At 23.6% G+C, this 10,103-nt stretch carries 12 protein-coding genes; 9 read left to right on the plus strand and 3 right to left on the minus strand.

Annotation, left to right across the window (positions count from 1 at the left end):
- Positions 1-26: 26 nt before the first annotated feature.
- Positions 27-1,391: a hypothetical protein gene (locus HPY57_15825; GenBank protein NPV13228.1), complete on the minus strand. Its 1,365-nt coding sequence runs from the start codon at positions 1,389-1,391 to the stop codon at positions 27-29.
- 87 nt (positions 1,392-1,478) lie between these two features.
- On the opposite strand from HPY57_15825, the gene HPY57_15830 reads away from it, so the two are divergent.
- The 6 genes from HPY57_15830 to HPY57_15855 all read left to right on the plus strand — a co-directional run bounded on the left by HPY57_15830 (position 1,479) and on the right by HPY57_15855 (position 4,658).
- On the plus strand, positions 1,479-1,817 hold the full coding sequence (locus tag HPY57_15830; protein ID NPV13229.1) for a hypothetical protein: 339 nt from the start codon (positions 1,479-1,481) through the stop codon (positions 1,815-1,817).
- 28 nt (positions 1,818-1,845) lie between these two features.
- Positions 1,846-2,301: a hypothetical protein gene (locus HPY57_15835; GenBank protein ID NPV13230.1), complete on the plus strand. Its 456-nt coding sequence runs from the start codon at positions 1,846-1,848 to the stop codon at positions 2,299-2,301.
- Complete coding sequence (locus HPY57_15840) at positions 2,298-2,744, plus strand: hypothetical protein (GenBank protein ID NPV13231.1); 447 nt, start codon at positions 2,298-2,300, stop codon at positions 2,742-2,744. The genes HPY57_15835 and HPY57_15840 overlap by 4 nt, the downstream gene beginning before the upstream one ends.
- Before the next feature lie 387 nt (positions 2,745-3,131).
- On the plus strand, positions 3,132-3,482 hold the full coding sequence (locus tag HPY57_15845) for a hypothetical protein (GenBank protein NPV13232.1): 351 nt from the start codon (positions 3,132-3,134) through the stop codon (positions 3,480-3,482).
- Between the two features lie 388 nt (positions 3,483-3,870).
- Positions 3,871-4,056: a ParB N-terminal domain-containing protein gene (locus tag HPY57_15850; protein NPV13233.1), complete on the plus strand. Its 186-nt coding sequence runs from the start codon at positions 3,871-3,873 to the stop codon at positions 4,054-4,056.
- Positions 4,056-4,658, plus strand: a complete 603-nt coding sequence (locus HPY57_15855; GenBank protein ID NPV13234.1) for a hypothetical protein — start codon at positions 4,056-4,058, stop codon at positions 4,656-4,658. The genes HPY57_15850 and HPY57_15855 overlap by 1 nt, the downstream gene beginning before the upstream one ends.
- Positions 4,659-4,723: 65 nt before the next feature.
- Here HPY57_15855 and HPY57_15860 read toward each other — a convergent pair whose 3' ends face one another.
- Positions 4,724-6,478, minus strand: coding sequence for a hypothetical protein (locus HPY57_15860; protein ID NPV13235.1), 1,755 nt, complete (start codon positions 6,476-6,478; stop codon positions 4,724-4,726).
- Between the two features lie 121 nt (positions 6,479-6,599).
- On the opposite strand from HPY57_15860, the gene HPY57_15865 reads away from it, so the two are divergent.
- From HPY57_15865 to HPY57_15875, 3 genes are all read left to right on the plus strand, one after another.
- Positions 6,600-8,219: a hypothetical protein gene (locus HPY57_15865; protein NPV13236.1), complete on the plus strand. Its 1,620-nt coding sequence runs from the start codon at positions 6,600-6,602 to the stop codon at positions 8,217-8,219.
- Between the two features lie 93 nt (positions 8,220-8,312).
- Positions 8,313-8,885, plus strand: a complete 573-nt coding sequence (locus tag HPY57_15870) for a hypothetical protein (GenBank protein ID NPV13237.1) — start codon at positions 8,313-8,315, stop codon at positions 8,883-8,885.
- 1 nt (position 8,886) lies between these two features.
- Positions 8,887-9,396: a hypothetical protein gene (locus tag HPY57_15875; GenBank protein NPV13238.1), complete on the plus strand. Its 510-nt coding sequence runs from the start codon at positions 8,887-8,889 to the stop codon at positions 9,394-9,396.
- A 98-nt stretch (positions 9,397-9,494) separates the two neighbouring features.
- Here the strand turns inward: HPY57_15875 and HPY57_15880 are convergent, their stop codons facing one another.
- A complete protein-coding gene (locus HPY57_15880) occupies positions 9,495-10,073 on the minus strand; it encodes a hypothetical protein (protein NPV13239.1) in 579 nt (192 codons plus the stop codon).
- Positions 10,074-10,103: the final 30 nt, after the last annotated feature.

A 10,103-nucleotide genomic window follows, 5' to 3' on the forward strand; every position in this document is an offset into this window, starting at 1 on the left:
ATTTTAATTTTTAATTATATATTAAATTATAATTCTTCTTTTTTAGTTGTAAATCCTCCAAATATATCTTTTTGAGGTGTTTTTTTCTTCAGAGGCAATTCTTTTCCAGATTCTTTTTTCTTTTCTTCGCCTTCTTCTTCAAATTCATCATACATATCTGGGTAAATATCACCTTGAACATCTACTTCATACTTTATATTAAAATAATCTTTAAAATTTTTTAAATCATCTTTCTGAATTTCATATTCTCTATTAATTTTTAATGCCTTGTCAATAATTCTATCTAATTTATCAACAAAACCATTAAATAACTCCAAAGTAATATTAGTGAATACACCAATAGGTTTCTTTTTTTTAGTATTAAAAGCACCAAGAATACATTTAAATACATATTCGATTTTATTATCACTCTTTATGTAATTTTTAGTTTCCTCATTTGTAATTAAATCTATATTAATCTTAAATTTATCTTCTTTAAAAAATGATGGAATCACAAAATCCCAAGCCAATATATTCTTTTCATTATTTTTCATGTACTCATTAAATAAATTACTGATAAACTCAACATATAATTCATCTTTTGTAATTTTTGATAGTTTATATTTTTCAATATCAATAAGTTGAGAAAATTCTAAAAACCTTAGCAATATAAGAGAGTATGTATCAACATGTTCTGTATTATTTATAAGTTCCATCTTTCTGTATAAAGGATTTAAAATTTCAAAAGAGTATTTTGATTTACCATCAATTTTAATAACTATCTTCTCCAAGTTATCATTAAACTTATTTTGATTCATTAAAAATGAACTCTCAACTCTAGGATTTAATATTTTATAAAAAAAGTATGCGAAATTGTCTTCATCAAAAACATATTTCAAATCATTTTCGTTTGTATTAAGGTATAATTGAATAATTTCTAATTGTTTAGTTGATAATGTTCCTTTAAACACTATTGGTAAAGGTTCAACATCAAACAATTTTGAATATTCTAACAATTCATCATATTCATATATATAATCACTACCTTTTACAATGCAAGTAAGTATTAAATTATTTTTTGGCAATCTGTTATATACTATATTTGCTGGTTGATTATCTGGAAAATATTCAAAACAAAACCACCAATCACGTTTCATTAATTCTGTTATGTAATCTGGTAATGAATGAAAGTATAGATATGCCTGATTATAAAATTTTTGTACTGTTAAGTCTATAAAATTTAAGGGATCGCTCTTTAAACTTTTCGGTTTGATAATAAATTTTTTACCATCCCATCTTACGAAAATCTTACTACCTTGTACATCTTCGTAAATTAAGAGTTCTTTATCCTTTAGAATATTGATAAACTCTTCTGCGTTGTCTAATGTTTTAATTTTTGCAATTTTAGTCATTATGTTTCCTAACTATTTTTTAAATATATATTAAAATTAATATGGCTTATTTCTATTTAATATATAAAAACAAAAATAAATAATTATATGGCAACATTACATAAATTTAACAGACTCTTAGTTATTCATGGTATAGACCCAATAAAAGCCAATATTATTAAAGTTGAGCAAAAGCCAGAATTATCACAAGTAACAGTTCATGTGGAATTTGAAGGTGTTGAATATTTACTTAATGAAACAACAAAGCAAATTATCAACAAAGAAACAAAGCAAATAGAAACAAATAGATGGGAAATTACAAGAAATAATGTAAAAAAACCAAGAGGTTGGCATTTTAGAGATGTTTTTGTAGATTCAGAAGGAAATGTTTATCATAAAGGTATTGAACAACCACAATTAAAAGGCACTTTACCACCATCAGAATAATCAAAACTGAATATTAATATATACAGTTATGAAAAAGTGGGATTATATTAGAACAGTATTGGTCAAAGTAGGTTACACAACAAACGATTCTTTAGAGGATGTAGTTGTACATTACCTAGATTCCAATGCTTATTTGTATTTTACAGATGCAGGCGGCAATAAGTTTAAAGCAAGATGGGATAGTGAAGAACCAATTCTATTAGATTCTGATACAATTGTTATTACAATTGAACCATTAAGTAATATGAGTATTGGCGAAACTCAACAAATTCAAGTAAAAAATGAGGATAATATAAGTGTAGTAGATGAATGTACTTTTAATATACCTTCAGGTTTTGAACATTTATTATCAGTAAGTTCCACAGGATTAATAACAGCACTTAATAGTGGTTCAACTATTTATGTTGAAATCAAACATGAAGATTTTGATTCAATATTAAATCCTGATGCTTCTGGTACAACAACAACATTTGATATTTTATGATAATAACATTTGAATCATTTAATAACAAATCAGATATTCAGATAAATATAGATTTACCTGATGATTTATTAAACTATCTAATTGATACAATGTCATTTATTGTTTTTAAAGGTTCAAAAAGAGATGCTCAAAAGCATAGAAATTATAAATCTTTAAGAATTAAAAGTGTTTCAGGATATTATAATAAGAATAATATACAAAATAAGGAAATTACGAATAATTGTTTAATACAGATTGAAATGACAAACAAAGATAAAATTGAAGCAAAATACATTAATAAAAAATATTTTGACAAAATGATTGAAAATTCAATATATATTGAAATTAATGGTGAACCACAATTTTATTTGGATAAAGAAGAATTTAATATTAATTATTTGATTTATATGATTGCAACCCATTACAAAAAATATATAGAAAACAAAGGATGGAAAATAAAATAAATAACAATTGTGATGGACGTGGTTGCCGTGTTTACATTCGCCCTTTTGACCGCAGGATTGACCCTATTCTTGCGAAAGTGCTTCCAAAAGGATATGATATTCAGAAGATGGTATCTTCTCCTTACTTATTTTTGGATAAAGTGGTGGAGAAAAAAAGATAGGTGGAAAAGAAAATTCCTTAAACCTCTCGGTTTATGTTGCTATTGCTATGGTACTTGGTTGTGTATACCTTTCTATTTTATATTCGTATCAACAAATCCTTTTCTTTTATTATTATTTATAGGTATGAATTACTTATATATTGACTTGCTATTAAAAATATTAAAATAAATTTTAATATATAGTTATATTGGACAGATTTGGAAATAATATACTATTTAGAAAATTATGATAACTAATTTTAATAAATATAACGAAAAACAATCAGAATTGAACTCCTTATCTGATGATATTACTAAAATTGAAACCGATGAAGGTTACGAAAAAGTAAAAGAAGTTGAAATTGTTCAAATTACTGGTGTTATCAGTGAAGAAGAAGCAAAGAAAATTGATGAAAACTTTGTAGTTCATGCAGGTGATTTTAGTGGTAAAGAAATTAAACGAGGTGATACAGTATGGTTAAGTTGTTTAATGAGAAAACCTGGCTCTTCTTTTGCAGCTCAACAACAAGGTGTTTTAAAATGTAGAGTTACAGATATATATTTAGGATTATCAAAATTAAATCAATTAATGAAATAATAAACCATTTGAAAACTTAGGTTCATTAGAACTTGCCACATCCCAATTAAATAATACAAAATTCAAGTCATAAAAGTTTAGTTCTAAATTATACTTTTTATGATTAATTATTTAGTTTATTGAATTTTGTATTTTACCAAAGAAAATATGATGAAAACAAACCTAACTATGAAATTGATTTTGCAATAGACATTTTATATAGTTATATTAAAAAGTATCAAATTTTTAAGAACTAGAATAAACTATCAAAGAATGAAAAGATTATAAAAATATTTTTTTATTCAAATAAAATTCCATATATTTGCATTATGGAAAAAAAAAACAATTAATTTGGTTATATTTATTAAATGTCAAGATACGTGGTACTTATCCTTTGAATCCAAAGTCTATGGAATTAGCCATAAAACTCTGGAATAAAGAAATACTACCTGAAAATTTACCACCTATTAAAGTCCAATGTGATGAAAAAGGTATTTATTGGATAAAAGACGGAAGACATAGATATATTGCTTTAAAAATGTGTGGTTTTACTTATGTAAAAGCTATTGTTTCATATCCTAAAATTAATAAATAATGATTGATATTGTTGTACTTATTGTTTTTATTGTTGTACTTATTGTTTTTGTATTACCTTTTTTATTAATTTATGTTTATAATAAACATGAAAAACAAAAACAAAAACTAATTATTGACATAATGAAAGATGTCATAAATGATTTTAAGAATGCTCCTTATAGTGATAAAATCGATATAGAAAGTAGTAACATTATCTTCAGGTATCTATTTGAAAACGGTAGAATAGTTACACTAAAAACCTCACTAATTATGGTAGACTGTTATTATGGTGTAACAAAAAATTATAAAATTGGTAATATGCAAGCATTTATTTTTATGAATTTTTTCAAAAATCTTGCAAAAAAATCCAGAGAAAGAAAAGGCGGTGCAAAATTCAACAAACAAACTGCTGACAGAACAAAATATACAGAAGAACAAATCAAATATCAAAAAATGTTCTGGAAGCTCAAAGAAAATAATGATTTGAGAATGCAACAGTTAAATAAAATGTCAAAAACAGATCCAAACAGAGCCGCACTTGTAAATGAGATAAATGTTGTTAAACGAAAAATGAAAGCAATGTTTATTAAATCAGGTTTGAAAATTGGAGATACAAAATAAAAAAATTACAAGTAAGCTTAATACCCAGAAAAAATATAATCGGTGAATATTACTTTAAAAATAATCTAATTCCAAAAATCATCTTCTTCTACATTATTTTTAATTTTTTTCTCTTTCTCAATTTTTTCCACTTCTTTTTCAAAATCATTAAAAAAATATTCATTCTCGGTTTCAACCGTTTCAATCGTTTTTGTTGAAGAATCAATATCATTTTGATTGATTTGATTAACATTTTCATCAACATTTTCATCAATTTCTTCTACTACAAGATCATCCGAACTTATTATTTTCAATTCATCATCGTCATCATCTTCCACAACTTTATTCTTACTTTTTACATTAACCTTAGATGAAGAAAATATACTATTCAATACAGAAATACGTTTATTTATAACTGGTAATCCAATTGGTTCTAAGAACCTATTTGCGATAGACAAAAATGTTTTTGAGAATTGTTCATCATAATCAACCTGAACTCCTTCTTTTAAAGTAATTTCTGTTGGATGAAAAGACCTCATATAAGCAAATCTTTCACCAAGACTGTGTTTACAATAATAATATTTAATTTTACCATTTCTTAAAAGATCATATTTAATTTTATATTCACTATTTTTATTAAGTAAATAGTTATGAAATGCTGCAGCTTTAATTGAATAATGTGCACCTTTTACACATTCTACACCATTCTGATCATCAATAACTTTTTGTTCATAATTTGTTAAACTAGTTGTTTGCGAAATATCTTCAATATCAGCCAACATAAATTGTTTTTTAATATCTTTAACAATTTTTAATAAATCTTTAATATTTACATTATTTGGGTTTTTGAAAAGATATTTGATAAATTCCCAAATATTTTCTCTAACAAACGATGGTGTAGATGATCTAACAATATCAATACCTTTTGGATAAAAATGTGACAAATCTTCATAAAATACTCCGTCTTCCCAGACAACATTGTTTATGTACATTTTCTTCTGAAGATGTAAAGCCGATTTGTTAATAGTTTCAAGTTCGAAGTCATGTAAGTTTTTAACATTGTATTTATTAGCATATTCTTCAAGAAATTCTTTAAATAAAAATTTAATAAATAAACCATTAATATGAAGTATAAATTTTAGTTCTTCGCCTTCATAACCAACAGATTTCATAAGTGGTGAAAAAGAAATGTATAATGAATCTGTATCACCGTATATAATGATTGGAACTTCTCTAACACCTCTTGTTTCATCAAATTTCTTTGATGAAGTTATAGGTTCTACAATAAAATTTTTAGGTATTGGTTCTACGTTAGAAAAATCATGGATAAAACATTTATGTACAGTTTCGTATGTTTTATCATCTATTACAAATTTATCAATATCAACATCAACAAAATCATCTGGTGTCATATGATAATCATCTAATATCTTTTGAATACCTTTGCCTTTTTCATCATCTTTTCTCGGAAATTTATCAATTAATTTTCCATCTTTTCGATTAAGATAATAACCATCTTCAAATTTTGTTATATAAACTACACCAAGTAAGTCATGAATTGCTTTATCGTAACCCCACTTATCATAAAAGTAATTTTCGATGCGGTCAAGCATAAAGTTAATAATTTCTCTGGCAAGTGATGTAATCGAGTTTGCAATGTTTGTATTTGATACTGTAAAAGCAGGATGACAAAATGCACCGTAAGTTCCATTAAGCACTAATTTAAGAGCTAATTGCATAGCTTTAGCATAATCATGCTCAGATTTTACCTTATCTATTTTCTTTTTTAATTGTTCTATGCGTTTACGTTTTTCAGCGTCAGACATATTTTTTATATCCATAAATATAGTTTATTTTTCATGAGTTATAGTATATTTTAAATATATTGTTTTTAGCTTTTATATTTTTATATATACAATTATATAACAGAACTTATGGTGCTATTTAAAAATAATTCGATATATGATTAAAGAAAAAGAAATTTTAGTCCTAATAACAAGAAGAAATGTAACATATTATAAAAAACTTAACTATAATGTAGATAAAATAAATACAGAAGTTTTAATAAAAATTGAAGATATTAATAAAAATTCGCATCAAAAAATAACTGCAATATGTGATAAATGTGGTAACGAAACAATATTAAGTATTTATAAATATTATAAAAATAAAGATAGGTGTGGTTATTATGGTTGCAAAAGTTGTTCTAATAAAAAACGAGAAATTGTAAGTTTGGAAAAATACGGTGTATCTAATCCAATGAAAAATAAAGAAATTATTAAAAAACAACAAAATAATAATATTAAAAAATATGGAGTTAAGACAACATTATTAGAGGAAAAAACAAAAGAAAAAATAAAAAAAACTAATTTAAATAAATATGGCGTTGAGGTTCCACTATCTTCTAATATAATAAGAGAAAAATCTAAAAAAACATTATTTGAAAAATATGGTGTTAATAGTTATTCTAAAACAGAAGAATTTAAAAAAATAGGATATAAAATATGGGAAAAATTAACATTAGAAAAACTTCAAAAATATAATATAAAAGATTTTAAACTAAAAGATGATAGAACTATTGATATAAAATGTGATTTACACAAAGAACATTATTATAATATCAATAGTAAAAATTTATATCAAAGAAAAGAAATACAACATAATATATTATGTACAATATGTAATCCTATAGAAACACATATATCTGGTAAAGAATTAGAAATATTAAATTTCATAAAAAACAATTATGATGGTAAAATAATAGAAAATGATAAAACAATTCTAAATGGGAAAGAATTGGATATTTATTTACCAGAATTGAATCTAGCTTTTGAATTTAATGGAATTTATTGGCATTCTGAATTATATAAAGAATATATTTATCATAAAATGAAAAGTGATTTATGTGAAAATAATAATATTCAACTGATACATATATGGGAGGATGAATGGTTTTTCAAAAAAGAAATTGTCAAATCTATTATATTAAATAAATTAAATAAAACTCCAAATAATATTTATGCAAGGAAATGTGAAATTAAAGAAATAAATGATAATAAATTAATTAGAAAATTTCTAATGGAAAATCATATTCAGGGATTTATAGGTTCAAATATAAAAATTGGTTTATTTTATAATAACGAATTAGTTTCTTTAATGACTTTTGGTAATAAAAGGATAAATTTAGGAAGTGGAAATAAAGAAAATAATTATGAAATGTTAAGATTTTGTAATAAAATAAATACCAATATTGTAGGTGGTGCTTCAAAATTATTTAAATATTTTATAACTAAATATAAACCAGAAAGCATTTTAACATATGCTGATAGAAGTTATTTTAATGGCAATTTATATAAACAATTAGGGTTTAATTTTATATCTAAAACAGCACCAGGTTATTCTTATTATGATCAAAAATTAAATAAATATAACAGATTTAATTTTAGAAAAGATATTTTAGTAAAAGAAGGTTATGATAAAAATAAAACAGAAAATGAAATAATGTTAGAAAGAGGATTTTTTAGAGTTTTTAATGCAGGAAATTTAAAATATATTTTTAATATATACCATAAAACAAATTAAAGTTTTATTATTAAGAAATTTAATAATTTTAAAATAAATGAGTTGAAAAACAATGTTAGATGATAATTTTGATAATATTAAAATCGAATAAATATGTATAACATCACAAGAGATATAGAAAATGAAATCATAGATGCAATCAATTCTATTATTGATGAGTATTTACAAGGTAGAACTTCTGGTACACGTCACGCAAGAAGTATTATTTCAAGAAAAGATTATGATTCATATTTCGATGGAGTAAGAAAAACAATATATGATGCTAAAAAAGAATTTCTTAAACCTAACGCCATATCAAAATTAATAGAAGATATTAAATGGGCAGGTTATAGAAACTATACAAAAATAAGTGGTATTGGTGATAGTAAATTAAGTGAACAAAGATATATAAATTTGGTAACAAAATTATTAAACGATATAATTAGAGATAGAATTGCTCTAGAAAAAGATAAACAAGTTATGGAAATAAAGAAATTTGAAAATTATAATTTATTAGAAGAAATAAATAATATGTCTGATGAAGATTGTGAAAAAATGGTAAATGAAAATAAAAAAGCTTTTGAAGCTATTTATTATGATTTACAATATTTGAAAACAAAATTACAACAACATGATGAACAATTTAAACAAATAAAAGATATATTAAAAAGAAATAATTTAAAATAATATGGAAATCAAAAAATTTGAAAATTTTTCACAAAAACTATATGAAATAAAACTTCCAGTAATAAAATTGGATGAAATTATCGATGATGTAACAGTTATAACAAATGACACATTAAAAAGAGTTTTAGCATCTTATTATAAAACATACGATGATTATATTGATGTCACTGACAAAAAGAAACATTTATTTAAAATACACGATATGGTAGGTGATATATTGAATAATAATCGTGTATCATTTGATGTTTGTATTTTTGATAAACAAGATATTGATAGAATAAAAATAAATTTAGTTGATTACGCAATAGGCGAATTTCATAAGGAACTTCCTAACTCATTAAATATATTTGGTATCGATGTAAAACCATCATCATTCATAAATAAAGAAGAATTGAAAGTAGTATTTGAAGAAGCATTTATACTACAAGAAATTATTAATATTATTAGTAATATTCTTGGTTGGAAATTTGAAGGTCAATTCAATGAATTTTATATATGGAGTTCAAGATAATAATTAAATTTATTTTTTATTACTAAGTACTTTAATTCTTCAAAATATGTTTACCAAAATATAATCCAAAAAAAAAAACACTTATTTCTATTTTCATACTATTCCCATATAATTATTCCTTTTATTTTACAATTTTGTTTTAACCATTCTATATCTTTTTCGGTTAATTGATTATCAGAACAATCAAAATAACCTTCAACCTTTTCTGGAGCACCTTCTAATGAAGTTAATTGATTAGAAGAACAATTAAAATTACCTTCAACCTTTTTTGGTGCACCTTCCAATGAAGTTAATTGATTATCAGAACAATTAAAATCACCTTCAATCTTTTCTGGAGCACCTTCCAATGAAATTAATTTATTATTATTACAATAAAAATTACCTTCAACTATTTTTGGTGCACCATCCAACGAAGTTAATTGATTATTAGAACAATTAAAATCACCTTCAACTTTTTCTGGAGCACCTTCCAATGAAGTTAATTGATTATAAGAACAATCAAAATCGCCTTCAACTATTTTTGGTGAGTCTATTAGTGTGTTTTTTCCCCATGTGATAGAATTTTCATTAAAATATTTTCCATATTCTTTATTATAATTATTTAACAACCAATCTTTTATATCTTCATTTTTATTTAAAAATGTTTTTAAATTTACTTCATTGTCAAATTTATCCATGAATTGTTTTGATCTTAAATGAAGTTGGTA

This window comes from Ignavibacteria bacterium, assembly GCA_013177855.1.
GTDB lineage: Bacteria > Bacteroidota > Ignavibacteria > Ch128b > Ch128b > Ch128b.

What these genes read in the sequence shown, in the direction of transcription:
- HPY57_15825 (NPV13228.1), bottom strand. Translation starts at nt 1,391, where the DNA reads ATGACTAAAATTGCAAAAATTAAAACATTAGACAACGCAGAAGAGTTT.
- HPY57_15830 (NPV13229.1), top strand. Translation starts at nt 1,479, where the DNA reads ATGGCAACATTACATAAATTTAACAGACTCTTAGTTATTCATGGTATA.
- HPY57_15835 (NPV13230.1), top strand. Translation starts at nt 1,846, where the DNA reads ATGAAAAAGTGGGATTATATTAGAACAGTATTGGTCAAAGTAGGTTAC.
- HPY57_15840 (NPV13231.1), top strand. Translation starts at nt 2,298, where the DNA reads ATGATAATAACATTTGAATCATTTAATAACAAATCAGATATTCAGATA.
- HPY57_15845 (NPV13232.1), top strand. Translation starts at nt 3,132, where the DNA reads ATGATAACTAATTTTAATAAATATAACGAAAAACAATCAGAATTGAAC.
- HPY57_15850 (NPV13233.1), top strand. Translation starts at nt 3,871, where the DNA reads ATGGAATTAGCCATAAAACTCTGGAATAAAGAAATACTACCTGAAAAT.
- HPY57_15855 (NPV13234.1), top strand. Translation starts at nt 4,056, where the DNA reads ATGATTGATATTGTTGTACTTATTGTTTTTATTGTTGTACTTATTGTT.
- HPY57_15860 (NPV13235.1), bottom strand. Translation starts at nt 6,478, where the DNA reads ATGGATATAAAAAATATGTCTGACGCTGAAAAACGTAAACGCATAGAA.
- HPY57_15865 (NPV13236.1), top strand. Translation starts at nt 6,600, where the DNA reads ATGATTAAAGAAAAAGAAATTTTAGTCCTAATAACAAGAAGAAATGTA.
- HPY57_15870 (NPV13237.1), top strand. Translation starts at nt 8,313, where the DNA reads ATGTATAACATCACAAGAGATATAGAAAATGAAATCATAGATGCAATC.
- HPY57_15875 (NPV13238.1), top strand. Translation starts at nt 8,887, where the DNA reads ATGGAAATCAAAAAATTTGAAAATTTTTCACAAAAACTATATGAAATA.
- HPY57_15880 (NPV13239.1), bottom strand. Translation starts at nt 10,073, where the DNA reads ATGGATAAATTTGACAATGAAGTAAATTTAAAAACATTTTTAAATAAA.